Here is a 26,401-nt window from a genome sequence, read left to right as displayed (position 1 = left end):
GTGATCGCGCGGCGGCCGTAATAAGAAAGGATGCCTAGTGTTGAATTGAACCATAGAAGCAACGACTTTCGTTGCTTGTCGCTGAGCGCGGAGTCGTCGAAGGCCCACCATGTGTTGCCAAGGACGTTTTTGCCGAAACCAATAGCGATAACGCGATGTGTGTTCGTGCGTAGCCGAGAAACCAAGAGGGTCTTGCCCGCTTTGGACCAAACTGTCGCAGCGTCTTTGAGCTTTCGACCCGGTAATGCCTCCGTGAGAGCGTGAAGCACAGCGTTGGGCTTTTGCGCGATTGTTCGCACCGTCTTTGCGTCATGGTTCCAAAATGCGGGGTATGGCGACCACGTTTTGGCAGTTTTATCGACCGAGAAGGCGTCGAAAATATCGCGTGCGTCGTAGCCAAGACCGCCAAGCTCATCGAGCCGGCAAAGAACGATAGGATAGGATTTTTTGTCTGCGGGGAGCCGCACTTCGCTCTTCGCGTCGAGCGCCCAATGGGCTTGCATGAGGTAGCTCTGGGCAAGATGGCTCCTGTCCAGTTGCTCGAATCTCGCGGAGCTGGAAGGGTTGTAATTTCGCCAAGAACAGCGGAGCCGGATCGAATGATATGGGTTTGCCCGGCCTTCCCGCCGATAGTTTCTATGCCCTCGGATATGCGCGCAGCGAGATCGAGCGCCTCGTGGATGGAACGGGGATTACGCCACAAATTGATGTAGGTAGTCGCGCCCGCCTTCTGTTTTCCCTCCAAACGGCGCGCTATGAAAAGAACTTCCGAAAGAGCCGTGTTTTCCGAGAAATTCGGTCTCTCTGCATCGTGGCTGGTGATGACAATTTCCAGATGGAATTTGTCGGCAATTTTCTTTCGGATAGCGCCCCACGCCTCGCCGGTCGCGAGAGCCACGGGCAGAACGAAGGCGATGCGTCCTCCGGCTTTAACGTGCTTCTCGGCGAGAGGAACGAAGAGCGCGCCGAGTCCTGCGGTTGCACTCACGCCAAACTTCTTGGCTTGCTTGGATAGCTCTTTCTGCAAGGCGTCCCGTACATGCGGCAAAGAACCGAATAACTGGTTGCCGTAGCGGCTGCTAACAAACGGCGGGTTCATGACGCACAGGTCGAGCACAGGCACTTTGGCGTTCGCGTAGGTGGAGCGCGCGGCACCTGTCCGCACTGTATCGAGTTGCGTGTCATCTAGGGAAAACTGCGTTTTGATTTCTGGCCCCGCGAGAAAATCGAGACTACCGAGGCGCGGGCTCCCGTGGTCAAGCCCAATAGGCATGACAAAGAGATTCATGTTTCGGAAGGCCACATTTGGAGCCAAGAGCGCCAGAGTGGAAGCCGTCAAATGAACCGCTGTAGGGAGGATGTCATAGCCATAAAGGACGTTCTGCATCAGCGTTTGATGAAGATTTGAGATGTCCTTCTCGCTAAGAGACAAATCCTTGGCGGCGCGGTCGCTGATATAGCGGTCTGTGAGCGCCTGCGCGGCGGCCATCAAAAGCGTGCCGGTGCCGCAAGCTAAGTCGCCAACCTTGAAGTCGGCCAAATGACGTGCCGTAGAAAAATCGCTTTGCCACGGAAGGGAAAAAACGAGCTTCAAGAGCAGCGTAGCTGCTGATACCGAGGTATAATACGTTCCTAGGAATTTCGCCTCATGCAAGAGCCAATGATAAATGCGCCCCATGAGATCGTGGCGGAGCGCCGCTTGCTGGCGGCAAATCGCCTGCGCCTCGCCGAGCAGAGCCTTAACGGCAATCGTTGAGTTGGGGCTTTCGGGTAGTTCGTCAAAGACCTTCTCGCCAAGCTGAAAAATCGGAACATAATTGATGTTCTCCCAAATCCAGCGCCAATGCTCGGATGTGGTTGCTATGATGTTGCTGCTTTTTTCAATCTTTCTCAGCGTGTCAACGCGCTCGTCGGTCTGCGCGAGCTGTTCCTGAAAAATGTACGCGTTCGCCAGGACGAGCGCGGCAACTCTGGCCGCCGTGTTCCTACGCTCAAAGCGCTTTTCCTCAGTCTCCTCAGGTGGCGGGGAGATGCGCAGGATATCGGATAGTCTGTCGCAAGCCCCTGGCTGCCCGTTCCAAAGGCGGGCAACTGTTTCTAGCTGAGCGGATAAGGCTCGCGCCGTCTGCTCGACAATGTCATCTTTGGTGAGGGCTTCCTGTGCGCGGCGCAGGGCATCCATAAGCGCAATCGGAGGGCCTGAAAACCACGATTCGCTCTCGTAGGTTTCTGAGGCAATCCGAAATTGAAGCTGGGTCTTTTCGAGGGTCTCAATGATTTTCGTCGTCGGCGCAGTCCGAAGGGGCGGGGCATAAACGACCGCCGCCGCAATGTGAGCAACGCCGCTGCGAACGCGCTTACGCGCGTCTTCAAGGACAACATCGCGAGCGTTCGGCGTATCAGGAAATTTGCCTTCAATGGCTACGCGAAGGCCGCGAAGTTGGAAAAGGACATCGGGGCGGTGTTTACCGTGAACATGAATGGTTTCGCCGTCGGCGGTGACGCCGTAGCGGGAAATGAGAATAGCGAGCTGAGTGTTGACTGCTTCCTCGCGGTTCCGTTGCGCTGCCATGTATCCTACTTTCGCTGCTTTATCGCAGTCTTGAAATTGTTGAATATGAAACTGCGTAGCTATCGCATCCCGCGCTGATCTTGGTGCAGCCAGTTACGGGATTCGACGGCGTATCTGTCCATTCGATGGAACTGTTTTCAGACATGCGCGGCGCTCGCTTACTGCAATGACGGCTGCTGATCGCGCGGCTTGCCGGTGAAGCGGGTGACAGCGATGTCCCCTTCCCGCTTGCGGGCCTCGGCGATGTCGAAGCTGTTCTGCATGCGCATGAGCGTATCCATCGAGACGCCGAACGCCTTCTCGATGCGCAGCGCCATTTCAGGCGACAGCGCGGCACGCTCGTTGAGCAGCGCGGAAAGGGCCGGACGGGTCACGCCCAGGACGCGGGCTGCTTCAGTGACAGAAAGCCCCAGGGGCTCGATGATCTCGCTTTTGACGAATCCGCCGGGATGGGCGGGACTCTTCAAACGGATGCCGGTCGCTGCGGTCATGGTGTCCTCCTAATGGTAGTCCTCGTAATCCAGGTCGATGATCTCGATCCCCTCGCTGTCAATCTGAAAGGTCAGTCGCCAGTTTTTGGTGACGAACAGGCTCCATGTGCCTTTTCGGTCGCCAGTGAGCTGATGCGCCTTCCAGGTCGGGACGGTGCGCAATTCATCTTCGCGCGCCATGTCCTGCAGAAAGGAAATCATGCGTCTCAGCTTGGGGACTGCCACCGGGGCAAGCCCGCTCGCGTCGTCATCCTCCATAAATCGACGCAATCCCTTGTGGATCACGTTCCTGATCTTCATGATTTAGCTTAGCAGGAATGTGTGTTTTGTGTCAAGCTACGCTTTACACATACGCCCCGCATCCTCGTCAGTGGCGCTGGCGGGTCTGCGCTGGACGATTTAGGGGCTGCCCGCCTTCCGCCAATTCGTTGACCGTCCAAGAAGAAGAACGGATGCAGCGGGCGGCAAAAAACAGCCTTGTCGAGGCAAAAACCCTCACCTGAGGCCACCTGTGCTATTCAATATCTAACTATTATTGCTGACATAGGCTTTTATTGCTTGAGAATCTCTCCATGTATCCAGATTAACCACGAGCTGGTCGGTCACACGGAATGGAAGAATGTTGGCTCGCGTATTCGAGCAAGAACTGGAACTCGCCACAAACTCGCCACAAGCCGCCGCGGGTTAAATAAGAGAACGGCGGATTTCTGCGGGTTTCCGAAGAGCGGTGTTTTGTGGCAGGAAACTCAAAAAATCTATGTTTATGAAAATCAGATAGGTGATAAGCTATTGATTTCATTATGGAGCGGGCGACGGGGGTCGAACCCGCGGCCCTCAGCTTGGGAAGCTATTCCAAAGTGTTTGAAATCAATATGTTGAGATTGCTTCGCCACAGTTATGCCACAAGAAATTAGACCGGGAGTAATTCGGCCGCGATGTCTGCCACCGTTTTCAGGTGTGCTTCTTCGCGATCCTTGATGAGATGCCCATAGATATTCAGCGTCATTTCGATCTGGGCGTGCCCCATCGCCTGCTGGATAAATTTCAAGTCTTTGCCTTTCTCTATGAGCTTTGAAGCGTAGTAGTGCCGCAGCGAGTACGGACGGTATTTCGTCGACTCGACTCGCTTGCCGTCAATTTTTTCCGTTTGCAGAAATCCGGCTTCCTTCATCAAAGGGACGCACGCGCGCCGCCGGAAGTTTCGCAAGGATAAAGGCTTCGCCTCGGAAGTGGGGAACACGAGATCGTCGGGCGTCTTCACGCAGCGCTCCTTCCATCCAAACAGCAATTCGGTTACGCGCGCGGGCAGATAGATCGTGCGGCGACCCGCCTTCGATTTGACAGGGCCAATAATGCCGCTGGCGTCGGCGCGTTGCCGCACAAGGACACGGTCCTCGAACACATGGCTCCACGGCAATCCGCGATATTCCGACGGCCTCATTCCGGAAAATGCCGCGAGATAAATCATCGGGCGGTACCGCGCCCAGCATTTTTCATACTGCTTGTTTTTCTTCGCGAGGTCATCGGCCGCGCCGAGGATGTCGCGCATTTCCTGGTCTGAGGGAATTTCAACTTCGCTTTCTTCGTCCTCATATCGCCCGCTGCGGATCGTGATCCCGGCTGCGGGGTCATCTCCAGTGACTCCCTGCCGCTTCATCTCGATCAGCACCGAATGAAAGGACGACAAAGTACGGCGCGCCAGGTCGCGGGTCTTGTTTTCAAGAAGCCAGTTACGGAAATGGACGATGTCCGTTCGCTCAAGCTCATGAAGGCACTTCTGCCAGTCATACTCCTTCATGACTTTCGCACGGCGGCGATATTCCTTGAGCGTCTCGGGCTCGACCGTTTCGCGGCCGTCCCGCCCGATTTTCTCGCAAATGTCTATCCAGCGATCTACTCCTTCCGACACCCGCAGGATTGTCTCCGAAGGGGCATGCCGAAGGCTGCCGAGGTTGTGGACGAAATCTCGCGCCTCCTTGAGCGTCGGAAAGCTCGCGTAGGCGTAAACGGAATTGGCCGCTTTGCTCAAATACCGAACCTGATAAGTCGTTCCCTTGTTTCTAATTCTTTTTCTAATATCCGACATTACAAAATACAGTATTACAATGGATTCAGAGCCACAATAGCTTATTACTTACGAAATGCTGTTGTTTTCGGCGTCGACCTGAAGCTCTCTGTAGATTTTAACGAGAGTGCCCTTCTCTATTTTCAGCTTCCCGTCGATAGGGTCGATAAAAAATGGAAGCTTTCGCTTGCCATGGGCGCTCATTTCCGCAGCGCGTTTCATCTGCCGGTCGCTCAGAGCAACCCCCATATCGGATAATACGATTCTAGCCTGACGAAGATTTATATAACAAGGAATATTTGACATTCTATACCTCTGTATAATAGCTCGTACTACCTACAATAGTACTATGTAAATATTTAGAACATCTTAAGATTAGTCTTGAACGCCTTGCTGCGCTTGGCTTTCCGGCGGATTAAGCCGGAGTGGCCAGCTAATGACCAAGCGCCGCCGCATGCTCCTCCTGTACGAAAGTACAACCTGGATTGCAGGCAAACGGGGGCCTGCCCCGATGGGATCAGTCATGCCTGGCCGTGCCGAGATACTTCCGCCTTCACTTCCGCCCCGCGGGCTGTCGCGCACGGAGTCGGCTGCGTATATCGGCGTGTCGCCATCGCTGTTCGACGAGCTGGTGAAAGACGGCCGCATGCCGCGTCCGAAGCGGATCAACAGCCGGACGATATGGGACCGCAGGAAACTTGACGCCGCCTTCGAGGCGATTCTTGATGGAGAGTCCCGCCCGGAAAACCCGTGGGACGAGCCGTAAAATGTTCGGAGAACATTCGATGGTGACTTTCCGCATGCGAGACGGAACCGGCAGCGTCGATCTCAGATACCTGGTCGAGGACGTAGACCGCCACGGGAACGTGCGCATTTACGTCCGCCGCAAGGGGCTGAAGAAGGTCCGCCTCCGGGAGACCCCCGGCACGGCCGCGTTCCTTGAAGAATACAGGAACGCGCTTGCCGGGCAGATTATCGGTGCCGAAACCGAACGCGAAGGCCGCGGATCGTTCCGCGGACTGTGCCGGCTCTATTTCGCGAGCACGGCCTTCACGTCGAAGGACGTGAGCACGCAGTCATGGCGCCGCCGCGCCCTGGACTCCATCTGCGAAAAACACGGTCACAAGCCGGTCGCCCTGATGCGCGCAAAACACGTCCGCTCGATCCGGGACGAACGGAAAGATGCACCCAGCGCGGGAAACCATCGGCTCAAGGCCATGCGGGCGATGTTCAAATGGGCCATCGAGGAAGATCACGTCGAGCTTGACCCCACCCTTGGCGTGCAAAGCATCAAGTACGCCTCGGCCGGCCATCACTCATGGGAACTGGAAGAAGTCGAACGCTACGAGGCCTCCTTTCCCGTCGGGACGAAGGCGCGCCTCGCGCTCGACATTCTTCTCTACACCGCATGCCGCCGTGAGGACGTTGTGCGCCTCGGGCCTCAGCACGTGCGCGGGGGACGGATTCGTTACAGGCAGGCAAAAAACGAGCATCGCAATCCGGTGGACATCGACATCCCCGTTCATCCTGACCTGCAACGCAGTCTTGGCGCCATGCCGCACGAACACCTGACCTTCATGACCACGGAATTCGGCAAGGCATTCACCGCAAACGGCTTCGGCAACAAGTTCAAGGACTGGTGCCGACAGGCGGGACTGGCGCATTGCTCAGCGCACGGACTCCGGAAAGCTGCTGCCGCCCGCCTCGCCGAACGGGGCGCGACCGTTTACGAGATCATGGCGATCACCGGTCACCAGAGCTTCGAAGAGGTCGAGCGCTATACGCGCGCAGCGCAGCGCAAAAAGCTCGCCGACTCCGGCATGGCGAAGCTCAAAGGATGAACATAAGTGTCCCACTTTTCAAAAGAGTGGGACACTATGGGCCGGGTAATCCAGATTTTTCAATGATAAGTGACTTGGATGGCGCTCCCTAGGGGACTCGAACCCCTGTTTTCGCCGTGAGAGAGAGATAACCCGCATTTCGGCGAACGCTGGCGAACGGCATCGCTCTTTGTATAGCCTGTAAAATAAGCCGTTGACCGCCTTGCGTGTCCGCCGATGTTCGCATACGTATATTAGGCACGAGTTGGGCACAAGCTCATTCTCCCATTTCGCAGGCCCTTCCATGGCTCGGACCGTCCGCGACACGAACCTCGAAACCCGCTCCGCTCGTCTGAGACTGACGCCTCGCCGCAAGCCCTATTGGCGTGTCCTCGAAACCGGCTTGCATATCGGATACCGGCGCACAAAGGAAGGCGGCGGCTCTTGGATTGCCCGCCGCTTTGTCGGCGATGGCCGCTACAACGAGACCAAGGTCGGAACCGCTGACGACCTGCAAGACCCCGACGGTGTGGTGCTGCACTCCTTTGCGCAGGCCCAGGAGGCGGCGCGCGCATGGTGGCGGGCGGAGGCGCGCAAGGAACTCGGTCACGCTCCGGACCATGGCCCCTATACCGTCGGCAGGACGTTGGACGCTTATTTTGCTGACCGCGAACGCCGAGGATCGAAAGGAGTCGCAAAAGATAAGGCCGCTGCAAACTTGCGCATTCGGCCCGAACTTGGCGAGATCGAGTTTAGCAAGTTGACGGCTAAGCGCATCCGCGACTGGCACACTGGCTTAGCGACGGCGCCAAAGTTGACGCGCGCGGCAAGGACAAAAAAGAAGCGCAAGTCGCAAGCAATTAATCCCAAGGACTCCGACGCAGTTCGGGCGCGCCGCTCGACAGCCAACCGGACGCTGACTGTCTTGAAGGCCGCGCTCAATCATGCCTTTCATGAGGGCCGGGTGGCGAGCGATGACGCTTGGCGCAAGGCGAAGCCGTTTCGGGAAGTCGACGCCGCGGTCGTCCGCTTCCTCTCAGAGGATGAATGCCGGCGACTGGTGAACGCCTGCAATGGCCCCTTTCGTGATCTTGTCCGGGCGGCGCTTCTCACTGGCTGCCGCTATGGCGAGCTGACCAGGATGCGCGCCATAGACTTTAACGCCGAGGCGGGAACAATTACCGTCCGTGAATCGAAGGCGGGAAAGCCGCGCCATGTTGCCCTGACTGATGAAGGTCGCGCCCTATTCGCCACCCTGACGGCAGGCAAGGTGGGCCGTGAGCCTGTCTTTGTTCGCTACGATGGCGCGCCTTGGGGAGCGTCTCATCAGCAACGCCCGCTCGCCGATGCCAGCAATCGGGCAAAGGTCTCGCCCGCTGCGACCTTCCACATCCTGCGCCACACCTATGCCAGCTCACTCGCGATGAAGGGCGTTCCGATGGGCGTCATCGCCGCGCAGCTCGGGCACGCGGACACGCGCATGACCGAAAAGCATTACGCTCATCTAGCGCCGAACTACGTCGCCGAGACGGTCCGCGCTGCGTTGCCAACGCTAGGGATTGTGGACAAGTCGAACGTCGCCTCGATCCTGAACCGGGCGAAGGCATAATGAACGCGTGGGGATAGGAGGCATCCGACAAGCCGAGAATGCATCGCTCGGTTTCCCTGCGCTCATCCCGATGCTCGCGGATGCACGCGATGGACCTGATTTCGACTGACGATGCCAAATGTCGGGAAATTGAAGTCGCCGCTATCGATTTTCAACGGCCGGATTGGACACTGTTCCAAACCCTTTCATGGATCGCGTATCGTGAACCGGCAATGATCAATACATTTCGAACTGTGCGCGCAGCGGTTTGGTATGGTCCTACGAACATTTCAGGCACCCAAAAAGATCAAAACGCTTTGCAGGTGCTTATGTCCTGGGTCAGGGCTGGGCGTTTGGCAGCCATTAGGAACGGAAATCGCGTCGATCGCGAATACTGGATTGCACATTACGACAAGTGGCACGACGACATTGTCTTTTGGCGAGATGAAGTTTTGGACCTCTGGCCCGAAGCGACGGCCAACGCGAAAAATCTTTCAGCATGCCGAAAATGGCTCGCTGAAGAACGTAGAGCTCATCCCGCACAACCCAAGACGAAACAAGAATATGCCCTGGAAGCGAAGAATTCATTCAAGGTAGGGCCAGGGCAATTCGAAACCGCCTGGAAAGGCGCCGCCGAAGACGTGCCGAGCGCTGGATGGAGCCGCGCCGGTCGTCCCAAAAAATCATGACGCGGAAATCATGACGCGAATTTATTCGTGACGACTAATCTTGGATGACGAGTGCGGCTACGTTCCTGCACATGCGCTGAATTGCAGCGCGTTTCGAGGAACAAAAATGGCCGATGAAACCCCGAAAGAACTCCGCCCGCTGGCTTATTCTGTTGCGGACGTTGAGCGGATCACGTCCTCATCTCGAACAGCGATCTATGCCGAAATGCGCGCTGGCCGGCTCCTGGCCCGGAAGATCGGGCGCCGCACGATCATCGCTGACGAAGACCTGCGCCGCTGGATCGCGTCGCTGCCGCTCGCGACGGAAGCCGCCTGATACCATGGGCGCCCAAAAATGGGGAAGGCCACCCCCGCATGATGCGGACGGCGGCCCCCGTAATTTGCAATGCTTGGCGGCTTGCGATGCGCAAAATACGCCGATCTGCCCCGATCAACAAGAGCCGCGCCGCGTCAACACAAATCATTTGCTCGTCGCTCGGCGGCGGGTCGGTGACCTGCAACGCATCGCTCGCCGCCGACTGAATGATCCGCCGGATTCGGCGTGGTGGCGCAGGTTAGGATACTACGCCGGCAATGAGTTGCTGGCTGCTACGCCTGGCGACCACGTCGACCGGCGGTCGGAGACTCAGGTCACCGATCGTCGCTTCGACCGCACGACGACGACGACGACCCGCGTGAGGGTCATCCGCTGGCCGGCGCCAAACGCTGCCGTCGCGCTCTGCTACGGCCGCCACCGCTTGTTCGACACGCTTGATCAGGCCCCGCCCGAGATCGCTACCGCCGTCGAAGCAGGCGTCGCCGATGCGATTGCCCGCGGGCGGCGCATCCGGTTCACCGCTGAAGATATCGGCCGCGCTCTTCAGATCACCGCAGCGGAGAAGCTCGCCGCCGAAGCATGGCAAGTCGGCTGCGATCTCAGCGCCGAGGAATGGGCGGAAATTATACGTCAAAGGCGCGCTGACAAGCAACGCGAACGCCGTCGGAAGGATGGCGTAGCGCTGCGCGAAGAGAGCGTCGCGGCCATGGCGCGTGCGGCTGGCGTTAAGCCGGACACCATGCGGGCGAGGCTCAGACGCGCTCGGCTGAGGGCTGAAAATGATAGCGCAAAGCATGTCGCGAATCTGAAGCCGCGTATTAATAAGGAATATGCGAAGCTTCACAAACGCGACAACGGTCATCCGCGCCGTCTCGACGAACTTGCGAAGCAGCTCAGCCCCTCTGGTGTCGAAAAATTTTTTTCCGGCGAAGAAAGGTGTCGCTGGTTCAACTTTGACGCAAGTCCGCGCGACAAATTCGATCAATCCGCGGGCGAGACGATGGGTAAATGGCTCGCCCAGCTAAGGGCGACAGGCGCGAAGGGCGATGATCTTCAATCGCTGATCAGCTTCCTCGCGGAGGACGGTCGATGAACGCGCCCGTTCGCCCGCCCACCATCGAGGCCGCGCAGCCGACCGCCGCGCAGCTGCTCGCCTGCGATGCACTCGTCGAGTTTGCGTCAGTCATGTGCGTCGAGTCCGCTGCATTGCTTGCCGCGGCTGCGGCTGCTGATGTGCCAGCCGTCGAGGCGCGCCTGTGGACCTCGCGCCGCGCGCTGACAACCGCAATTCAAAGCTGGCGCGAGTCCGTGCCGCCTCAACAAGGGGGCGCGCTATGAGGTCGCTACCTTTCCGCCCGCGCTCACAATTCGCCGAAGCCGCGCGCGAACGAAGGCTCAGAGGCTTGGAACCAAGGCTACCGATCCGAGATGCGTTCCCGCAGGAGAGACAAAAATTCCCGTTAACTGGTCGCGTGGGACAAAAACATGATCGCCTGCGGCAGCCGAGAATGTTGTGCGTAAGCGCGCGCGAGGCGTGTCCCATCAAGCCTATCGGGAAACGGCCGCACAGCGAACCCGCAGCTGACCGGTTTCTACTGGAGAATACTGGGCGGCGTGGCGGCTTTGACGCCATTGGCGGCCAATGAATGCCGCTGCGTAATTCAGGAAATGCAGAGAGGGCCGTTTGGCTGTCAATCGGCGTTGAAGTTTGACCCCGTATCGGCGTCCAACATTGACCCCTTTGTTTCGCGCGTCGTGACGGAAGGAGGGCGTAGCCCGACCGGAGTTACGACGCACGCGGCGGCATGATCAGGCGCGATTTTTGAAGCGCCAGCTCTCGTTGCCGGTTTCGACGATGTCGCAGTGGTGGGTGAGACGATCGAGCAGCGCTGTCGTCATCTTCGGATCTCCAAAGACGCTCGGCCATTCGCCGAAGGCGAGATTGGTCGTGACGATGATCGATGTTCGCTCATAGAGCCGGCTGATGAGATGGAACAGGAGCTGGCCGCCGGCCTGGGCGAAGGGCAGATAGCCGAGTTCATCGAGAATGACGAAGTCGAGACGAGTCAGATAGTCGGCGAGCCGTCCTTGGCGTCCGGCGCGCGCTTCAGCTTCGAGGCGATTGACGAGATCGACGGTGGTGAAGAAGCGTCCGCGCGAGCCGGCGCGAATGCAACTGCGGGCGATGGCGATCGCGAGATGCGTTTTGCCCGTTCCAGTTCCGCCGACGAGAACGACATTGCGTTGCTGAGCGATGAAGGCGCCGCCGGCGAGATCGCGGACGAGCGCCTCATTGATCGGCGTGTCCTTGAAGGCGAAGTCGTCGACATCTTTAGCGAGCGGTAGTTTGGCGACAGTGAGCTGATACTTGATCGAGCGCGCCTGCTTCTCGGATATCTCTGCCTTGAGCAGATCGCCAACAAAACGCTGGGGTTCGTGTTTACGCTTCACGGCGACGGCGAGCGTCTCGTCATAAGCGCCGCGCATGCCATAGAGCTTGAGTTCGCCCATCATGTCGAGGACTTCGGTTCTTTCCATGGTCACAGGCTCCTGAGCTGATCGTATCTGGCGCAGTCGGCGATCGGCGCATGCCGCAGGCGAAGCGCCTGCGGAGTCGCGATGATTGCCGGCGGTTCAGGATCGCGGCGTCGCGCGAGGATGTTGAGGATGACGTCGGCGGAATGGACGCCGTTTTCGAGCGCTTCAGCGCAGGCGCCGTCGACCGCCGGCAATCCGTCGGTGAGCACCGCGGCGAGAATGGCGACCATCTGACGGTCGCCGTCGTCGGAGCCGGAGAGCTTGCGGCGCACACGCTCCAGCGCTCCGGGCAACACCCAGTCCTTGAACGGCGCCCCGTTCCTCAGCGCGCCCGGCTTTCTGGCCAGAACCGGCACATAGTGCCAGGGTCGTAGATCGTCTCGCCGCGCCCGAAGCAGCGGGCATGTTCGGCGACGACGCGCCCATCCTGGCGGATGACGATGCGATCGGCATAGGCGTGGATCTCGACCGGGCGTCCGACAACGCCGGCGTTCACCGAGTATTTGTTGTTATCGAAGCGGACCAGGCAGGTCTTCGACACCGAGGCCGGGACAGCGTGGAATCCATCGAAGCGGCCGCGATAGGGAATGAGATTCGGCCGCTCCTCCTCGAAGACCTCCCAGACGGTTCTGTCGGCGCGCTCCGGATGGGCGTGCGCCTTGGCGTAGGCGATGCATTTATCCATCAGCCACGCGTTCAACTCGTCGAAGCTCTTGAACCGCAGGCGCGGCGTGAAGAAGCGCTCGCGCACAAGGCCGACCTGATTTTCGACCTGCCCCTTCTCCCAGCCCGACGCCGGCGTGCAGGCCACAGGCTCGACGAGATGGTGCGAGCACATCTGAAGGAATCGGCGATTATATTGCCGGTCCTTGCCGACGAAGATCGTTTCGACCGCCGTCTTCATGTTGTCGTAGACGCCCCGGCCGCAGGCGCCCTTGAAGAAGGCAAAGGCACGCTCATGCGCGTCGAAAACCATCTCCTGTGTCTCGCGCGGATAGGCTCGGGCGATAAACATCCGGCTGTGACAGAGCCGCAGATGCGCGACCTTCACGGTCATCGTCACGCCGTTCATCAGAACGATCTCGTGGCTCCAGTCGAACTGGTAAGCCTCGCCCGGCGCAAAGCTCAGCGGCACAAAGGCGCTCGCCGTCTCGCTCGCATGCTCGCGCGCCCAGTTCCGGGCGTAACGCCGCACCGCGTCGTAGCCGCCGTCATAGCCAAGCGCCCGCAGCTCTTCGAACACACGGATCAGCGTCAGCCGCTCGCGTGCCGGCTTCGTTGCGTTCGCCGCGAGCACTCGGTCGATCTCAGCCTTCCAGGCGCCGAGTTTGGGACGGGGCTGGACCTCCCGTTCATAGGAAAACGAGGTCTCGCCCGACCGCAGAACCTTGCGAACCGTGTTGCGTGATATCTTCAGATCGCGGGCAATCTCCTTGATCGACTTGCCCTTCTGGAAATGCTCCCGCCGAATCCGGCCAATCGTCTCCACAACAAGCATCCCCCCCACCGTCCGCTCGATGCCAAAGCGGACAGACCTGCAAACACTTCTCAAGGGGGTCAATTTTGGACGCCGATCCCCAGGCTTAGGGGGTCAAATTTGCACGCCAAAACACAGTTTGGCTGCCATCGGCGCGCGGGATTGTGTATATCGCATGAGACACCCGCTATTCGCCCTGCTCGTGATTGCCGGGCGGCGCATCGCCACACGTTACGACAGATGCGCTCACGCCTTCTTCTCGACCATCTGCATCGCGGCTGCCGTATTTTGAGGAAACCTGGCGGTCAATCTTGCGGTCCATCAACGCTGGCCGAAACGCTCTTCTTGACAGAATTGCGTTGAAAACTATATTTCAGCATGACAAGGTGTCGCCATGCTCTATAAACTCGAGGTGGAGAATTTCTTCTCGATCCGGGATCGCCAGGTCATCGACCTGACGATCGACGGGAAGGTGCCCGATCCGGAAGGCCGCTTCGCGCCGGTTTTCGCGGGTGCGGATATTCGCGCGCCCAAGGTGGTCGCGCTCTTCGGGGCGAACGCTTCGGGCAAGACGACATTGCTGCGGGCGCTCACGTTCCTCGTTACGTTGATCCGCGACAGCGTGCAGAACACCGGTGCCGGCATTGGCGGCTGCGAGCGCTTCAACGACGAGGAATCCGCTTCGCGCCCGATGCGCTTCTCGATCGAATTTGGCGGGGCCGTAAACCTCACATCGGAAGTCCAAAAGCGGGCAATCGACGGGGAGCCCGTCGAGGAAGGGCTTTACCGCTATGAGTTGGAGCTGGAAGTGATCGATGGGCTGGTGCGCCGGATCGCCAGCGAAAGCCTGCGCCAGAAGCCGAAGGGGCAAGGCAAGTGGCAGCGCGTCTTCGAGCGAGATGCGGAAGGCCAGGTGAAGGATTCCCGCTCCTTCAGCTTGTCAGGCTATCAGCACCTCGTGAAAACGCTCGCCGGCAATCACACGGTGATTTCGTCCTTCGCGAAATTCCAGCATCCGACCGCCCAGCTCTTCGAGCAGGTGGCGCGGCGTGTCTATTTCCAAATTGAACCAATCCACGGGGGCGGCGACGCCAGCGTGATCGACTTTCTCAAGACGCAACCCGCGATGATGTCGAAGCTCAACAACGAGCTGGGCCGGATCGACGTGGGCATCGAAGGGATGCGGTTTCAGGACAGCCCAAACGGCCCGATCCTGCTGTTCAAGCACAAGGGTCTGCATGTCGAAATGCCGTGGATGCTGGAAAGCCATGGCACCCGCGCCTTCATCAAGATGTTCCCTTTCCTCAACACAGCGCTCGATAGCGGCGGCATCGTCGTGATCGACGAAATGGACGCGGCCATTCACCCCCTAGTGCTGCCCGAGCTCATCCGCTGGTTCCATGACGCGCACACGCGCAACAAGCTCGACGGCCAGCTCTGGCTCTCCTGCCATTCGGCTTCGCTGCTCGATGACCTCACGAAAGAGGAAATCGTGATCTGCGAGAAGGACCGGCAGGGCCGCACCTCCGCCCATAGCCTCATGGACGTGAAGGTGCGCCGCGACGACAATCATTATCGGAAATACCTGAGCGGTATCTATGGCGGCGTGCCGAACATCGGATGACACGCCGGCGTCCCCCTTCGATTCCCGAACGCAGGCCGGTATTCATCGGTTGCGAGGGGGAATCCGAAGCGGCCTATGCGGGGCGGCTGCAAGACCTGCTGCGCGAGGAAGGCTTGCATGTCCATCTTGTCGTGCATAACCTCGGGCGCGGTGCCGGCGATCCCTTCGCCCGCGTCCGGCTCGCCGTCCAACGGCTGGCGCAACTGCGGCGCACACGCATTGCGCCGCCCGAGCGTTTTATGCTGCTCGATGGTGACCAAGCCGCTCGCGCTCCCGATTGCGCCGCGAACGCACGCCGTCTCGCCGCCGAGCACGATATCGCGATCATCTGGCAAGAGCCCTGCTTCGAGGCCATGCTGCTGCGGCACCTGCCCGACCGGGCCACATGGCGGCCGCCCAACACGCCGGAGGCAGTGCGGGTGCTGGAGCGCGAGTGGCCGGGCTACCGCAAGCCCATGTCGCGGGAGCACCTCGCGCGGCGGATCAACCGCGATGCGGTGCGTCGCGCCGCCCGCGTCGAACCTGATCTGTTGGCGCTGCTGCAGTGCTGCGGGCTGGAAGAATAGCGATCTAGCCGCAATTATTCATGAAGCGAGTGTTTTGAGGCTGGCGAGCGTGGCATAGAGCGCTGATACGGCGTAGGATTCTGGTGTCTAAGCCAACCTTACGCGCATTCCGCGCCAGCCTCTCCCGCCAATGACCGACACTACGATTCTGCCGCTCTCGTTTCCAGCCGTGGGGCGCAAGAAGCTGACAGCCGATTTCGACGGCGGCCGCCTTTCTCCCAACCCGAGCGTCCCCCCAAAGGGGGCCGTCTTGCTCGTGGCTCGTGCTCCCCCTGAACAGCCATAGGTAGCGCAAGGACAATGGCGGAAGGAGAGTTGAAATGGAAAAATCAGTATCGAGCCGTTTGATGGCATTGGTAGGCGTTACGGCGGTAACATTTTCGGCGGTGAGGACAAGGGTTATTGGAATAAGCCCTGCTTCTGTCGAAGAATATATTTATTCATTTGTTGCAGGATTTGTCGGAGTGCTTATTGTTTCTGGTATCAGCTATGCTATTGTTGAGCGCTACCGCAAATTCTGGCTGAAGAATAGTGTGGACGTGGATTTGGCAGAAAATACTTTGAAAGGAAACCTATATGCCTCGTTAATTACAATAAATGTAATGTCATTACTATTGATGTCGATTAGGTGAGGGCTGAAGCCCGTAGGGGGCGCGCGCAACGTGTTTTGCGAAGCTCGTCCCCCCCGCGCCGTGGCGATCGTTCGGGCATTGAGGGCGGCGGCGTCTTTCGCGCCGTTTTCTAATGGTGGATAACGGGTAAAAGAAATTCTTGTCCTCCGCCCATCACTTGACGTTCCGCAAAGCGAGCATGCACACGAGGGTTGTGAGAGAGGGCGGGCGTTAGCCGCAGCTATCTGAGCCAACTTGAAAAAGGCGCGTTTTATGCGAGCCTAAAGATTATTGGGACGCTGGCCGGGGCTCTCGATGCTCAGCCTGCAGTTGCTCAAGTTGCCAAAAGCCGAGAAGAGCGCCGAACGCAGCGCCATTAAGGCGGACGATCTGCGGAAAAGGCTGAGGCCGTGGAACGCAGGTCGACGGTTTCCTCATGGCCGTCACCCTCCTTTGTCAGATCACCTCCAGCCCGGCCGGCAACGACCGGGCTTTTTCATGCGAGAGGGGTGCAAGTGAACGCCCCGACCGTGAATGTAACGGCGGGGCGTTTTGATCCCGCACCAACCTGCGGTGCTTTCTCCAACCCTGCCGAGGAAGCCGTCCTGCATGCAGGTGGCAGTGGGTGATCGCGCCCAGGGATTCGCCAAGTTATCGACATCCAAAGGTCTGGGCAGCGTCGCACATGGCTCCCCTCTGCGCCCGATACGGTGGACAGCCCGGCATAACCTGCACCTTCCAGGCGCCGCCTTATTTCCAGCGGCATCTGTCCCTTCCTTCGCCCGCGATAGGAGCGCGCTTTGTAGCGCGCCACTTAACAGATGAAGCGTGCAACTATTGCTGCTTCCCTGTCTTGCCTAGAATCACTGTCTCCGAGGACAGGATGGCTCCCGGCAATGCGAGCGTGTATTGGTTCCCGTCTTTAAAAAAGTGATGCGTAATATCTGGGAAAACCTCCGGCGACAAAGGGCGTTTCGCGTTGGGGTTGTGGAACATCTGTAATTCCTCTGACCAGAATTCCTCATATCCTTCCGGATTCACTTCAACAGCGAATGGCACGCCATGGGCGGCGTTTGGGTCCGGGTTCTGCCGCAAGCCGCGACGGAAGTAGCGGTGATTGTGGGTCGCGAAGCCGGCGACGACGCCCATTCTGTCGAACTTCGCTATCGTCGCCGCATTCGAGAACAGGACTGCAGAGACATTTTCGGCGCTGGGAAGATCGAAAAAGCCGGAAGGAATTATCTTGTCGCCGAACGAGTGAGTCTCATGCCTCACGGCGCGCGTGACTATCTCTCCGTCGATAAGCTCCCATTCAATGCGATGGCCATAGAGATAAGGCCATAGCGCCGACTGCGTGTAGACCATAGAGCCGGGCTCTTCCTCGCTGCTCGCCTTGTGAAAGTCAGCAATTGCAATGACGAACGGCTTATTCGCCGTTTCGTCGCGCTCCCAATAGTTCTTGCCAGTGCGCTTGTCTGTCTTGTTCAGTTTGCTCGTGAGCGCTGAACCGAACTTCATCGGCATGTAGCCTGCCAAAAACGCCTTCATTTCTTCGGGCGTTTTGGGATTTGGATGCTCGGCGAGCGCCCCGGAGGTTGATGGTGCGACGGTGGTCGCCTCCACAGTGAAGGCGAATCCGGTCTCAGAGCAGAGGAAGTCAGGCGCTTCCGGCTGTTCAATATCGAAGCCCATCTCCCTGAACGCCGCCCAGAGGTAAAGTTCCCAAAGGCGCTGATCGAACGCGGTCTGCTGGAATTCCTTGACGAAGTGCGGGTCGCTTGGCGTGAGCCACGGGCCAATCTCCTTGAAGACGGCGCGGGCCGGGGCTCGAGCGGGCGTTTCGATCAACTGCTTGAAATATGGATGCAGGCCGGCGGGGTCTGTGTCCTCTGGAACCCTCAATAGGTCGACCGGATAGTTGGTTTCGTCGCCCTGGTGCCCGAGCGCGCTGAAGTCGCCCGCCTGGACAGCCCGTTCGATCCGCTCTCGGAGCGCCTCCGTGGCCCGAGGCTCGGTCTGGATGCTGGCGCAAATGTCGACGCAACGAAAGCGCCCGACCTTGTCCCGCGCGAAGAGCGCCCAGCCGAAATCGTTGTCCACGCGGTCTCGGAAGACAAGACCCAGCACTCGCTCCTCTGGATCGCTCCAATAGGAAAGCTCTTCCGAGAGAAGCCGGACATGCGCCATCCGCGCCCCGATCGAGAATAAATTGAACCGCGCGGGTTTCATCGGCCGGCTGAATTTTGCGATCTCGACGAGACGCTTCGTGCGCCGCTGAGCCTCTCCCATAACTGTTCCTACGGCGCCAACGTTCGCCCATGTTCACCGACGCTTATCGGGCAAATGTTGGGCACACACCTAAATTTGATACGTACATTTTGAATAAGCCATTGTTTTTAATGGCGCTCCCTAGGGGACTCGAACCCCTGTTTTCGCCGTGAGAGGGCGACGTCCTAGACCGCTAGACGAAGGGAGCGGGAAGGAGCGTTCTATAAACTGCCGGTTCCCGCCGCACAAGCGCGTCGCGCAGGCCTGTCAGCCGCCGGCCGACGTCTTGCGGCCGACGAGCGCGCGCGGCGCGGTGCGCTTGCCGTCGCTTTCTGCGGCGAGATACAGCGGGCCCTTGGCGGTCCTGGCGGCCGCGGCGCTGCGCACCGCCTCATTGATGCGCTCGATTGACGAAGACGAGGGCTTTGCCGGCGGAGCCGCGACCTCGACGCGTTCAGCGCGTTCGGCGCCCGCTTTCGCCGCCGGCGCGGGTTTGGCGGCGCGATAATCCTCGAGCGCGGTCAGTTCGCCGGCGATGACGGCGCCCTTCTCCAGCTCGATCTCGCCATAGGCGATTTTGCCCTCGACGCGGCCGCTGGCGCGAACGACCAGCAATTGCTTGATCTCGACCGAATCGGAAATCCAGCCGCTCACGTCGGCTTCCGTGGCGCTGACATTGCCGCGAATGACGCCGCCCTGCCCGACCTTCAGGACGCGCGCCGAAACGTCGCCTTCGATGGCGCCGTCGACGACGATAAGGTCGGAGGCCGAGATTTCGCCCTTCAGCGTCACGCCGGCGCCGATATAGGCGACATTCTCTTCTTCGGGTCGAAAGTCCATCGCGTTCTTCGCCATCGCCCAGCTCCTCGGTCGCGGAACATGCGCGCGGAAGCTTACGTTGCGCGTCGCAATATTCAACGGGAAAATGCCCGCTCTCGCTCAGCGCGGCTTCTCGACTTCTTCCGACAGCGGATGCAGATCGCGCACCATGGCGCGCATGCGCTCGTCGAGCACATGCGTATAGATTTGCGTCGTTGAAATGTCGGCGTGTCCGAGCAATTCCTGCACGACGCGCAGGTCAGCGCCATTCTGCAGCAGATGGCTTGCAAAAGCGTGACGCAGCGCATGCGGATGCATGTCGGCCGCGCGAAGCCCGGCGGCGCCGGCGAGCGTCTTGAGATCGCGGGCGAAGGCCTGGCGGGTGAGATGGCCGCTGTCACTGTCGGCGGGAAAGAGACAGCCGGAGGCGGCGCGCTCGGGCGCGCAAGTTTCGAGCAGCTTGCGATAGGCGAGCAACGCGCGGCGGGCGCGATCGGTCAGCGGCGCCAGGCGTTCGCGGCCGCCCTTGCCGCGAATGACGATGAAAGGATCGCGCGCAAAAGCGGCGCTTTTCGGCAGTGAGACCAGTTCCGAGACGCGCAGGCCGGTGGCGTAAAGCGTTTCGAGCAGCGCATAAAGGCGCGCAGCCTGCAGACGCTCGCGAACCGGCCTGCTGTCGTCGTCGAGCCCCTCGCCGGCGACGGCGAGCAGCCGGTCGATTTCCGCGGTGGAAAACACGCCCGGCGCGCTGCGCCGCAGGCGCGGTCCCTCGAGCGCCGCCGCGGGATCGTCGCCGCGATGGCGATCGACATAGAGAAATTTGTGGAATTGGCGAATGGCGGAGATTCGCCGCGCCACTGTCGCCGCCGACATGCCGCGCGGCGTCAATGCGGCGAGATAGGCGCGAATCTCTTCCGTCGTCGCCGCGCCGGGATCGCCGCCGTTTGCGCAAAGATGCGCGATGTAGTCGGAAAGGTCGCGCCGATAGGCGTCCTGCGTATTGCGCGCCGCGCCGCGTTCGGCGGCCAGCATATCAAGAAAGGCGTCGAGCTGCCGCGCCGCCTTTGGAGTCATGCGCTCAACTCCGATTCGCCTAGCGCAGGCGTCGAATGACCGACGTCATTTGTTCAGCCGCTGCGCCGGAATCGTATAGGTCATCTCGCGCGGCTGCGGCGTCACATAGGAGACGAGCGCGACCATGGCGCCATAGACGATGGCGACGACGGCGGCGACGACGATCAGAAAGCGGATGAGACTGGGCAATGATTCGACTCGCCCCCGAAAAGCCTGGAACTTTATTCGCCCGAACGCGCCGCGATTGCAACCCGCAGGTCGGTCGAGTGCAATCAAATGACTGAAGTCCTTGATCAATATCGGCGTCGTCAGGCAGGCGCCGGCGAAAGGAATGATTGCCGTCGAGATCGAAAGCCGCTTCGGCGATTCGACCGCTCATGCGGATGGTGGCGCCCGCTTTGCGCGCCTGGAGGCTCGCATGGTTGCAAAACTCGAAGGTCGCTGGACCGCGAGCCTCCAGGCTCGCTTGGAACTCGCCGCGCCGACCGACCCTTAAAAATGCGCTTCGCTATCTTCGTCCTCGGGGCGGATTTCATGGCGCATGATCAGCGGCGCCTGAGTCACGGCGAAGATGAGCGTGAGCGGCAATATGCCGAAGACCTTGAAATTCACCCAGTCGTCGGTGGTCAGCACCCGGCGCAGGACTTCATTCAGCCCGGCGAGAGCGAAGAAGAACAGGCCCCAGCGGATGGTGAGCTTGCGCCAGCCGGCGTCGTCGATATGGATCGCCATGTCGAAGACGATCGGCAGCAGCAACTTGCCGAAATAAAGCGCGCCGATGAGGCCGGCGCCGAACAGCGTATAAAGGATCGTCACCTTCAGCTTGATGAAGGTTTCATCATGCAGAAAATAGGTCAGCGAGCCGAAGACCAGCACCAGCGCCGCGGTGACAAGTGGCATTGCCGGCAGATGACGGGTGATCGCCCAGGAGACGGCAAGCGTCAGCACGACGCCGACCATCAGCACGCCGGTCGCGGTGAAAATCCCATATTTGGCGTTGGCGAGAAAGAACAGCAGCAGCGGTCCTAATTCCAGCGCGAGCTTCAGCCAGGGATTGAGTTTCTTCTTGACCGCTACGGCCGTTTCCTGCGTCATCTTTGTTTAACTTTCCGCATCCGCCGTTTCTTCAAGCCCCGCGATCGCCCGCGCGAAGTCGCGCGCCGCGAAGGGCTCAAGGTCATCGGCGCCTTCGCCGACCCCGATGAAATGGATCGGCAATCCGTAAGTCTCGGCGATGGCGACCAGAATGCCGCCGCGCGCGGTGCCGTCGAGCTTGGTCATCACGAGGCCGGTGACGCCGGCGACGCGCTCGAAGACATCGACCTGCTGGAGCGCGTTTTGTCCGACGGTGGCGTCGAGAACCAGCAGCGCCGCGTGCGGCGCTTCGGCCTCGGCTTTTTTCATCACGCGCACGATTTTTTCAAGCTCGGCCATCAGTTCGGCGCGGTTTTGCAGCCGCCCCGCCGTGTCCATCAGCAGAATGTCGGCGCCCTGCTCCTTGGCGCGCCGGATCGCGTCGAAGGCGAGGCCGGCGGCGTCGGCGCCTTCTGCGCCGGAAACCACCTCGGCGCCGAGCCTTTCGCCCCAGACTTTGAGCTGTTCGACCGCCGCGGCGCGAAACGTGTCGCCCGCCGCGAGCAGCACCGACTTGCCCTCGCCGCGCCATTTGGCGGCGAGCTTGGCGATCGTCGTGGTCTTGCCGGAGCCGTTGACGCCGACGACCAGGATGATGAAGGGCTTCTTGCTCTCGTCGACGACGAGCGGCGCGGCGACCGGCGCGAGAACGCGCTCGACTTCGCGGGCGAGGATTTCGCGCACTTCCTCGGCGTCGATGTCGCGCTCATAGCGGGCCTTGCCGACCGCCTCGGTGATCCGAGTCGCGGCGCCGACGCCGAGATCGGCCCGCAGCAGCACGTCTTCCAGCTCTTCGAGCGTCAGCGCGTCGAGCTTGCGCTTGGTGAAGACGTCGGCGACGCCCTGGGTGATCGCCTGAGAGGTGCGCGACAGCCCGCCCGAAAGCCGCGACCACCAGGAGCGCTTCTCCTCCTCGGGCGCGGCCTCGACCGCCGGTTCGGGCGCGGCCTCGCTCTGGCCGCCGCCGAACAGGCGGGAAAACATCCCGCGTTTCTTGCCATCGTCAGTGCTCATGCAGGCGGATGCCTACACCAGACCGGGCGAAAGGGCCAGAAGCGGTATCGGCTGCGCTGGGATCGGCGCAAGCGCGCCGATCCGCCGTTCAACTTGGCGTTAAGCCGTCGCCTCGGCGCAGCCCTTGGCCATCGCCTCTCTTCCCGCCGCCGCGATCTCTTCCGGCGTCAGATCGCGCACATGCGTCGCGATCGACCAGACATGGCCGAAGGGATCGACGACTTGGCCGTAGCGGTCGCCCCAGAACATGTCGGCGACCGGCATCTTGACCGTCGCGCCGGCGGCGACCGCCTGCGCGAAGACCTTGTCGACATCGTCGACCATGAGATGAATCGTCACCGGCGAGCCTTTGAGCGCCTTCGGCCCGAGCGCGCCCCATTGCGGCATTTCGTCGACCAGCATCACCGCCGAATCGCCGATCTTCACCGAGGCGTGCATCAGTTTTCCGTCGACGCCCGGCAGGCGGAAGGTCTCTTCGGCGCCAAAAGCCTTCTTATAAAATTCGATCGCGTCGGACGCGCCGGCGCAAATGAGATGCGGCGTGATCGATCGCAAACATGGCGCATTTTTCTCAACATTGGCGGTCATGCTGGGAGTCCTTTCCTTCAGTGTGCGTTGCAGCCCCTAACTTTCGCAGCGCTTTGCGAAGCTCTTGGCCTTCGCTTTGCGACAATTCAGCGTCGAGCGCTTCATGTTCGCGGCGCCAGATCGGAACGGCGGCGACGAGCGTCGCGCGCCCCGCGTCGGTCAAGAACAATCTGCGCGCGCGGCGGTCCTTGTCGTCGAGACGCGTGACGACGAGTCCGCGCCGCTCAAGCGATTTCAGCGCGGCGGTCAGCGTCGTGCGGTCCATCGCGAGAAAATCGGCGAGCCGTCCCAATGTCGGCGCCTGCGGCGCGTTCAGCGCCATCATCAGCGAAAACTGCCCATTGGTGATGTCGAGCGGCGCGAAGGCGCGATCGAAGCGCCGCGCGAGACGCCGCGCCGCGCGTTGCGTCGCAAGACAGAGACAGGCGTCGCGAACCTCATGAACGACCTCGATCGGCAGTTTCTTCGACATGGCTATTTTGACAACGCCGCTTTATGTTGATATCAACCTTTATCGGCCTTGTCGAGTCTTTCATTCGAGGACGAACGCAAATGGATGAAGCGCAACCATCCTCGCCCTCATGCTGAGGAGCCGGCCCGATCTCGGGCCGGCGTCTCGAAGCACGAGGGCGAGTTCCAGAAGACGGCGCCTGAAGGTTCCTCGTCCTTCGAGACGCGTGCTCCGCACGCTCCTTTAGGATGAGGAACCTTCACCCGATCGCGCATTGGAATCACGGATACGACGCAAGGAGCAGTCATGCAACCGAAAGTCAGAACTTGTCTCGGCTTCAAGGATGAGGCCGAGGAAGCGGCGCGATTCTATGTTTCGGTCATTCCCGATTCAGTGTTCGAAGGCGCCTTCCGCCGCGCGCCGGACGGGCCGGCGATAATGGTCTCCTTCACCCTCGCCGGGACGCCCTATCAGGCGCTCAACATGGGTTGCGACACGACCCGCAACGAAGCCTTTTCGATCTCGGTGATGACGAAAGACCAGCGCGAGACCGACGAGATTTGGGAAAAGCTCCTCGCCGGCGGCGGCTCTGAAATCCAGTGCAGCTGGCTCAAGGATCGTTACGGCCTCTGCTGGCAGATCGTGCCGGAGGCCTTGCCGCGCATGTTCATGGATGAAGATCGCGCCGCCGCCGAGCGCGCCTTTCAGGCGATGCTCGGCATGGTGAAAATCGACATCGCCAAGGTCGAAGCGGCGTTTCGCGGCGATTCCGCTTAGTCGGCGCCAAATTATGACTCGCGCCTGGAGGCTCGCTGACCGGACGCGCCCCCCGGACCGCGAGCCTCCAGGCGCGCCGCAGTTATTTCCTGACCTCGCCCTAAGCCGTGCGTGCGATCGGAGCAGTAGCTTCACCCTTCATGGAGATGGCGTCGCCCTTGGCGGCGACGGCGTTCCATTCCTGCACCCAGAAATCGGCGACGCCGAAACGCGCGACGATCGCCCCCTTCTCGTCGAGAATGATCACCTCGTCGAAATCGACGACGTCGAGCGCCTTCGGGCTGCTCAGCTCCAATTCGAAGAAATGGCTGACCTCTGCGATGACGCTCGCCGCGTCGGAGGCTTCGCGCTCATATTCGCGCAGCGGCTTCAGCTTCACGTGACCGCCTTCGGTCTCAATGAATTTGACTTCACGAATGCGAAAAACAGCCATGGTTTTCACTCCCCGTCAGCAACGGGCACAAAGGTGAAATTGGCTGCTTTGTCCGCGAGTCAAGAGGCGTCGCCGCGGCGATGGTCGCGACGCGAACGTCGCCTCGAAACCGCCGAGCTATTCCGCCATTGGTTCAATCAAGACCATCAACTGTCACGTTTAACCCTTGCACGAAACAACCCATTGAAAATGCGGACACGCCCTGCCCGAGATTAAATTTGAACAATTCTAAATCTGGCGTGATGAATTGGCCATTATCGATTGGCTTTGCGCCGAACGAGCCCCGCGCCGCACAATAATCCTGTCCGCTTCAATGGATTTGCATCAGCAATACAGGCTGCATGCGACAATAAGCCCTACGCCGCGGCGCATGACATGGCGAGACTTCTGCTTCCCGCGGCGTCGGGCAAGATAACGGGCTCGGCCGCCGCTCTTAAAAAACACCGGAGAGCTTACGTTTGACCCGGATTCCCCATCGGATGCGGGACATTGTCTGAGATCAGACAATCGGACAAAAGGAGCGAATATTGTGGCCAATGTGACATTCTCATCGCCCGCCCTTGCGCGGGACGTCACCGTCTATGCCATCGCCGGAGACCGGGGCACGATTTTGGCGGTGGCCAAGGCCCACAAAATCCCCATTCCTTTCGATTGTCAGGACGGCGAATGCGGCTCCTGCCTCGTCGAGGTCACGCATCTCAGTCAGAATCCCAAATATGGGATCGCGCTGACCGAGAAGGAAAAGGAAATGCTGCGCCAGCTCGGCAAGATCACCAAGGCCGAGATCGAGAACGCCGAAGTCAATGACATGCCGCCGCACTATCGCCTGGCCTGCCAATGTTTCGTCCGCAACGAAGATATCCTGGTTAAATTCGAGGGCGATCAGACCCTGCCGGCGCAGGGACCGCATATTACCCATGCCGCCAAGCGATTCACCGGCGGCATCGAAATCGCCACGGTCGATGAATTCCTAGGTTACGCGGTGAAGGTCGAAGAGGACGCGGCGATCCATTTCGACGAACTCGCGTCGATGATGGAAGCGTGCGGCAATCAGGAAGTGGCGCGACTGTTTCGCCAGCTCGCCGGCTTTTCGCGCCTGCACCTTGCCGAGGCCAAGAAGCGCGCGGGTTCGATCGACCTGACGAAAGTCATCCCGCCCGATTACGTCTGGCCCAATCATGCAACCCCGGAGCGCACTGAAATTTGGGCCGCCGATCCGACGCTGTCGCGGCTCGACGGATTGAAGGCCGCGCTGCAGGGCGAACGCCGAGGCTATGAGTTTTATCGGGCCGTCGTCGCCAAGACCAAATCGCCCGAGATCGAAGCGATGGCCAAGGAATTCGTCAAGGAAGAAGCCGAGCACGTCAAGATTCTCGAAGCCTGGATCACGCGCGAGGAATGGACCGCGAAGAACCCGCCGAGCGCCAACGCCTGATCGAGAGCGCCTGAAAACATTGGCGTGAGGCGGGAGGCGAATCTTTCGCGC

At 60.1% G+C, this 26,401-nt stretch carries 29 protein-coding genes, 1 tRNA gene and 2 pseudogenes; 14 read left to right on the top strand and 18 right to left on the bottom strand.

The window, feature by feature from the left end:
- Positions 1 to 34: 34 nt before the first annotated feature.
- The 6 genes from U1E20_RS00325 to U1E20_RS00300 form a co-directional block, all read right to left on the bottom strand.
- Positions 35 to 2,572: an N-6 DNA methylase gene (locus U1E20_RS00325; protein WP_409978593.1), complete on the bottom strand. Its 2,538-nt coding sequence runs from the start codon at positions 2,570 to 2,572 to the stop codon at positions 35 to 37.
- A gap of 19 nt (positions 2,573 to 2,591) precedes the next feature.
- The gene (locus tag U1E20_RS00320; protein WP_409978592.1) at positions 2,592 to 2,717 is read right to left on the bottom strand and encodes a DUF5131 family protein; all 126 of its coding nucleotides are present in this window, start codon (positions 2,715 to 2,717) and stop codon (positions 2,592 to 2,594) included.
- Between the two features lie 13 nt (positions 2,718 to 2,730).
- On the bottom strand, positions 2,731 to 3,063 hold the full coding sequence (locus U1E20_RS00315; RefSeq protein WP_409978591.1) for a HigA family addiction module antitoxin: 333 nt from the start codon (positions 3,061 to 3,063) through the stop codon (positions 2,731 to 2,733).
- A gap of 9 nt (positions 3,064 to 3,072) precedes the next feature.
- Positions 3,073 to 3,363: a type II toxin-antitoxin system RelE/ParE family toxin gene (locus U1E20_RS00310; protein WP_409978590.1), complete on the bottom strand. Its 291-nt coding sequence runs from the start codon at positions 3,361 to 3,363 to the stop codon at positions 3,073 to 3,075.
- A gap of 610 nt (positions 3,364 to 3,973) precedes the next feature.
- Positions 3,974 to 5,092: a tyrosine-type recombinase/integrase gene (locus U1E20_RS00305; RefSeq protein WP_409978589.1), complete on the bottom strand. Its 1,119-nt coding sequence runs from the start codon at positions 5,090 to 5,092 to the stop codon at positions 3,974 to 3,976.
- A gap of 105 nt (positions 5,093 to 5,197) precedes the next feature.
- A complete protein-coding gene (locus tag U1E20_RS00300) occupies positions 5,198 to 5,434 on the bottom strand; it encodes a hypothetical protein (RefSeq protein WP_409978588.1) in 237 nt (78 codons plus the stop codon).
- Positions 5,435 to 5,564: 130 nt separating this feature from the next.
- Between U1E20_RS00300 and U1E20_RS00295 the strand changes: the two genes are divergently transcribed.
- The 7 genes from U1E20_RS00295 (at position 5,565) to U1E20_RS00265 (ending at position 10,879) form a co-directional block, all read left to right on the top strand.
- Complete coding sequence (locus U1E20_RS00295) at positions 5,565 to 5,894, top strand: helix-turn-helix transcriptional regulator (protein ID WP_409978587.1); 330 nt, start codon at positions 5,565 to 5,567, stop codon at positions 5,892 to 5,894.
- Between the two features lies 1 nt (position 5,895).
- Positions 5,896 to 6,969, top strand: a complete 1,074-nt coding sequence (locus tag U1E20_RS00290) for a tyrosine-type recombinase/integrase (RefSeq protein ID WP_409978586.1) — start codon at positions 5,896 to 5,898, stop codon at positions 6,967 to 6,969.
- Between the two features lie 283 nt (positions 6,970 to 7,252).
- Positions 7,253 to 8,557, top strand: coding sequence for a tyrosine-type recombinase/integrase (locus U1E20_RS00285; protein WP_409978585.1), 1,305 nt, complete (start codon positions 7,253 to 7,255; stop codon positions 8,555 to 8,557).
- A gap of 89 nt (positions 8,558 to 8,646) precedes the next feature.
- A complete protein-coding gene (locus U1E20_RS00280; RefSeq protein ID WP_409978584.1) occupies positions 8,647 to 9,225 on the top strand; it encodes a hypothetical protein in 579 nt (192 codons plus the stop codon).
- Positions 9,226 to 9,331: 106 nt separating this feature from the next.
- Positions 9,332 to 9,541, top strand: a complete 210-nt coding sequence (locus tag U1E20_RS00275; RefSeq protein ID WP_409978583.1) for a helix-turn-helix domain-containing protein — start codon at positions 9,332 to 9,334, stop codon at positions 9,539 to 9,541.
- Between the two features lie 4 nt (positions 9,542 to 9,545).
- Entirely contained in the window at positions 9,546 to 10,634 is a 1,089-nt protein-coding gene (locus U1E20_RS00270) for a hypothetical protein (RefSeq protein ID WP_409978582.1), read from the top strand.
- Positions 10,631 to 10,879, top strand: coding sequence for a hypothetical protein (locus U1E20_RS00265; RefSeq protein ID WP_409978581.1), 249 nt, complete (start codon positions 10,631 to 10,633; stop codon positions 10,877 to 10,879). Before U1E20_RS00270 ends, U1E20_RS00265 begins: the two co-directional genes overlap by 4 nt.
- Before the next feature lie 471 nt (positions 10,880 to 11,350).
- On the opposite strand, the gene istB is transcribed toward U1E20_RS00265, so the two are convergent.
- Complete coding sequence (gene istB / locus U1E20_RS00260; protein ID WP_409978580.1) at positions 11,351 to 12,079, bottom strand: IS21-like element helper ATPase IstB; 729 nt, start codon at positions 12,077 to 12,079, stop codon at positions 11,351 to 11,353.
- Positions 12,012 to 13,577 (bottom strand): annotated as a pseudogene (istA, locus tag U1E20_RS00255) (IS21 family transposase). The gene istB and the pseudogene istA overlap by 68 nt, the downstream one beginning before the upstream one ends.
- Positions 13,578 to 13,950: 373 nt before the next feature.
- On the opposite strand from istA, the gene U1E20_RS00250 reads away from it, so the two are divergent.
- The 4 genes and pseudogenes from U1E20_RS00250 to U1E20_RS00235 form a co-directional block, all read left to right on the top strand.
- Positions 13,951 to 15,180, top strand: a complete 1,230-nt coding sequence (locus U1E20_RS00250) for an AAA family ATPase (RefSeq protein ID WP_409978579.1) — start codon at positions 13,951 to 13,953, stop codon at positions 15,178 to 15,180.
- The gene (locus U1E20_RS00245; RefSeq protein ID WP_409978578.1) at positions 15,177 to 15,746 is read left to right on the top strand and encodes an RloB domain-containing protein; all 570 of its coding nucleotides are present in this window, start codon (positions 15,177 to 15,179) and stop codon (positions 15,744 to 15,746) included. The genes U1E20_RS00250 and U1E20_RS00245 overlap by 4 nt, the downstream gene beginning before the upstream one ends.
- 320 nt (positions 15,747 to 16,066) lie before the next feature.
- A complete protein-coding gene (locus tag U1E20_RS00240; RefSeq protein WP_409978577.1) occupies positions 16,067 to 16,378 on the top strand; it encodes a hypothetical protein in 312 nt (103 codons plus the stop codon).
- A gap of 209 nt (positions 16,379 to 16,587) precedes the next feature.
- Positions 16,588 to 16,737: pseudogene (locus U1E20_RS00235) on the top strand (hypothetical protein); the annotation flags it as partial.
- Between the two features lie 454 nt (positions 16,738 to 17,191).
- Here U1E20_RS00235 and U1E20_RS00230 read toward each other — a convergent pair.
- From U1E20_RS00230 to U1E20_RS00210, 5 genes are all read right to left on the bottom strand, one after another.
- Positions 17,192 to 18,586 carry a hypothetical protein gene (locus U1E20_RS00230; RefSeq protein WP_409978576.1) on the bottom strand — a complete coding sequence of 465 codons (1,395 nt, stop codon included), beginning with the start codon at positions 18,584 to 18,586 and terminating at the stop codon, positions 17,192 to 17,194.
- A 171-nt stretch (positions 18,587 to 18,757) separates the two neighbouring features.
- Positions 18,758 to 18,833: transfer RNA gene (locus tag U1E20_RS00225), tRNA-Glu, on the bottom strand.
- 59 nt (positions 18,834 to 18,892) lie between these two features.
- Positions 18,893 to 19,480 (bottom strand): polymer-forming cytoskeletal protein, encoded by a 588-nt coding sequence (locus U1E20_RS00220; RefSeq protein WP_409978575.1) that lies wholly within the window; start codon positions 19,478 to 19,480, stop codon positions 18,893 to 18,895.
- A gap of 84 nt (positions 19,481 to 19,564) precedes the next feature.
- On the bottom strand, positions 19,565 to 20,518 hold the full coding sequence (locus tag U1E20_RS00215) for a tyrosine recombinase (RefSeq protein ID WP_409978574.1): 954 nt from the start codon (positions 20,516 to 20,518) through the stop codon (positions 19,565 to 19,567).
- 45 nt (positions 20,519 to 20,563) lie between these two features.
- Positions 20,564 to 20,707: an oxidoreductase gene (locus U1E20_RS00210; RefSeq protein ID WP_409978573.1), complete on the bottom strand. Its 144-nt coding sequence runs from the start codon at positions 20,705 to 20,707 to the stop codon at positions 20,564 to 20,566.
- A gap of 100 nt (positions 20,708 to 20,807) precedes the next feature.
- On the opposite strand from U1E20_RS00210, the gene U1E20_RS00205 reads away from it, so the two are divergent.
- Positions 20,808 to 21,014 (top strand): hypothetical protein, encoded by a 207-nt coding sequence (locus tag U1E20_RS00205; RefSeq protein WP_409978572.1) that lies wholly within the window; start codon positions 20,808 to 20,810, stop codon positions 21,012 to 21,014.
- Here U1E20_RS00205 and U1E20_RS00200 read toward each other — a convergent pair.
- The 4 genes from U1E20_RS00200 to U1E20_RS00185 form a co-directional block, all read right to left on the bottom strand.
- On the bottom strand, positions 21,011 to 21,613 hold the full coding sequence (locus U1E20_RS00200) for a septation protein A (protein WP_409978571.1): 603 nt from the start codon (positions 21,611 to 21,613) through the stop codon (positions 21,011 to 21,013). The genes U1E20_RS00205 and U1E20_RS00200 overlap by 4 nt on opposite strands.
- Before the next feature lie 6 nt (positions 21,614 to 21,619).
- Positions 21,620 to 22,666 carry a signal recognition particle-docking protein FtsY gene (gene ftsY, locus U1E20_RS00195; RefSeq protein WP_409978570.1) on the bottom strand — a complete coding sequence of 349 codons (1,047 nt, stop codon included), beginning with the start codon at positions 22,664 to 22,666 and terminating at the stop codon, positions 21,620 to 21,622.
- A gap of 99 nt (positions 22,667 to 22,765) precedes the next feature.
- Entirely contained in the window at positions 22,766 to 23,254 is a 489-nt protein-coding gene (locus U1E20_RS00190; RefSeq protein ID WP_409978569.1) for a VOC family protein, read from the bottom strand.
- On the bottom strand, positions 23,238 to 23,726 hold the full coding sequence (locus U1E20_RS00185; RefSeq protein WP_409978568.1) for a MarR family winged helix-turn-helix transcriptional regulator: 489 nt from the start codon (positions 23,724 to 23,726) through the stop codon (positions 23,238 to 23,240). Before U1E20_RS00185 ends, U1E20_RS00190 begins: the two co-directional genes overlap by 17 nt.
- A gap of 285 nt (positions 23,727 to 24,011) precedes the next feature.
- Here U1E20_RS00185 and U1E20_RS00180 point away from each other — a divergent pair, with 285 nt between their 5' ends.
- Positions 24,012 to 24,482, top strand: coding sequence for a VOC family protein (locus U1E20_RS00180; protein ID WP_409978567.1), 471 nt, complete (start codon positions 24,012 to 24,014; stop codon positions 24,480 to 24,482).
- A gap of 100 nt (positions 24,483 to 24,582) precedes the next feature.
- On the opposite strand, the gene U1E20_RS00175 is transcribed toward U1E20_RS00180, so the two are convergent.
- Positions 24,583 to 24,915, bottom strand: a complete 333-nt coding sequence (locus U1E20_RS00175; protein ID WP_409978566.1) for a hypothetical protein — start codon at positions 24,913 to 24,915, stop codon at positions 24,583 to 24,585.
- Between the two features lie 529 nt (positions 24,916 to 25,444).
- On the opposite strand from U1E20_RS00175, the gene U1E20_RS00170 reads away from it, so the two are divergent.
- Positions 25,445 to 26,350: a 2Fe-2S iron-sulfur cluster-binding protein gene (locus U1E20_RS00170; RefSeq protein ID WP_409978565.1), complete on the top strand. Its 906-nt coding sequence runs from the start codon at positions 25,445 to 25,447 to the stop codon at positions 26,348 to 26,350.
- Positions 26,351 to 26,401: the final 51 nt, after the last annotated feature.

Origin of the sequence: Methylocystis sp. (assembly GCF_046349115.1) — a bacterium.
Taxonomy (GTDB): domain Bacteria; phylum Pseudomonadota; class Alphaproteobacteria; order Rhizobiales; family Beijerinckiaceae; genus Methylocystis.
Note: the sequence above shows the minus strand (reverse complement) of the source record. Positions and strands in the feature narration are given on the sequence as shown.

Bases quoted from the DNA above. Each gene is read 5' to 3' on its own strand.
- U1E20_RS00325 (WP_409978593.1), bottom strand. From the start codon at position 2,572: ATGGCAGCGCAACGGAACCGCGAGGAAGCAGTCAACACTCAGCTCGCT.
- U1E20_RS00320 (WP_409978592.1), bottom strand. From the start codon at position 2,717: ATGTCTGAAAACAGTTCCATCGAATGGACAGATACGCCGTCGAATCCC.
- U1E20_RS00315 (WP_409978591.1), bottom strand. From the start codon at position 3,063: ATGACCGCAGCGACCGGCATCCGTTTGAAGAGTCCCGCCCATCCCGGC.
- U1E20_RS00310 (WP_409978590.1), bottom strand. From the start codon at position 3,363: ATGAAGATCAGGAACGTGATCCACAAGGGATTGCGTCGATTTATGGAG.
- U1E20_RS00300 (WP_409978588.1), bottom strand. From the start codon at position 5,434: ATGTCAAATATTCCTTGTTATATAAATCTTCGTCAGGCTAGAATCGTA.
- U1E20_RS00295 (WP_409978587.1), top strand. From the start codon at position 5,565: ATGACCAAGCGCCGCCGCATGCTCCTCCTGTACGAAAGTACAACCTGG.
- U1E20_RS00290 (WP_409978586.1), top strand. From the start codon at position 5,896: ATGTTCGGAGAACATTCGATGGTGACTTTCCGCATGCGAGACGGAACC.
- U1E20_RS00285 (WP_409978585.1), top strand. From the start codon at position 7,253: ATGGCTCGGACCGTCCGCGACACGAACCTCGAAACCCGCTCCGCTCGT.
- U1E20_RS00280 (WP_409978584.1), top strand. From the start codon at position 8,647: ATGGACCTGATTTCGACTGACGATGCCAAATGTCGGGAAATTGAAGTC.
- U1E20_RS00275 (WP_409978583.1), top strand. From the start codon at position 9,332: ATGGCCGATGAAACCCCGAAAGAACTCCGCCCGCTGGCTTATTCTGTT.
- U1E20_RS00270 (WP_409978582.1), top strand. From the start codon at position 9,546: ATGGGCGCCCAAAAATGGGGAAGGCCACCCCCGCATGATGCGGACGGC.
- U1E20_RS00265 (WP_409978581.1), top strand. From the start codon at position 10,631: ATGAACGCGCCCGTTCGCCCGCCCACCATCGAGGCCGCGCAGCCGACC.
- istB (WP_409978580.1), bottom strand. From the start codon at position 12,079: ATGGAAAGAACCGAAGTCCTCGACATGATGGGCGAACTCAAGCTCTAT.
- U1E20_RS00250 (WP_409978579.1), top strand. From the start codon at position 13,951: ATGCTCTATAAACTCGAGGTGGAGAATTTCTTCTCGATCCGGGATCGC.
- U1E20_RS00245 (WP_409978578.1), top strand. From the start codon at position 15,177: ATGACACGCCGGCGTCCCCCTTCGATTCCCGAACGCAGGCCGGTATTC.
- U1E20_RS00240 (WP_409978577.1), top strand. From the start codon at position 16,067: ATGGAAAAATCAGTATCGAGCCGTTTGATGGCATTGGTAGGCGTTACG.
- U1E20_RS00230 (WP_409978576.1), bottom strand. From the start codon at position 18,586: ATGAAACCCGCGCGGTTCAATTTATTCTCGATCGGGGCGCGGATGGCG.
- U1E20_RS00220 (WP_409978575.1), bottom strand. From the start codon at position 19,480: ATGGCGAAGAACGCGATGGACTTTCGACCCGAAGAAGAGAATGTCGCC.
- U1E20_RS00215 (WP_409978574.1), bottom strand. From the start codon at position 20,518: ATGACTCCAAAGGCGGCGCGGCAGCTCGACGCCTTTCTTGATATGCTG.
- U1E20_RS00200 (WP_409978571.1), bottom strand. From the start codon at position 21,613: ATGACGCAGGAAACGGCCGTAGCGGTCAAGAAGAAACTCAATCCCTGG.
- ftsY (WP_409978570.1), bottom strand. From the start codon at position 22,666: ATGAGCACTGACGATGGCAAGAAACGCGGGATGTTTTCCCGCCTGTTC.
- U1E20_RS00190 (WP_409978569.1), bottom strand. From the start codon at position 23,254: ATGACCGCCAATGTTGAGAAAAATGCGCCATGTTTGCGATCGATCACG.
- U1E20_RS00185 (WP_409978568.1), bottom strand. From the start codon at position 23,726: ATGTCGAAGAAACTGCCGATCGAGGTCGTTCATGAGGTTCGCGACGCC.
- U1E20_RS00180 (WP_409978567.1), top strand. From the start codon at position 24,012: ATGCAACCGAAAGTCAGAACTTGTCTCGGCTTCAAGGATGAGGCCGAG.
- U1E20_RS00175 (WP_409978566.1), bottom strand. From the start codon at position 24,915: ATGGCTGTTTTTCGCATTCGTGAAGTCAAATTCATTGAGACCGAAGGC.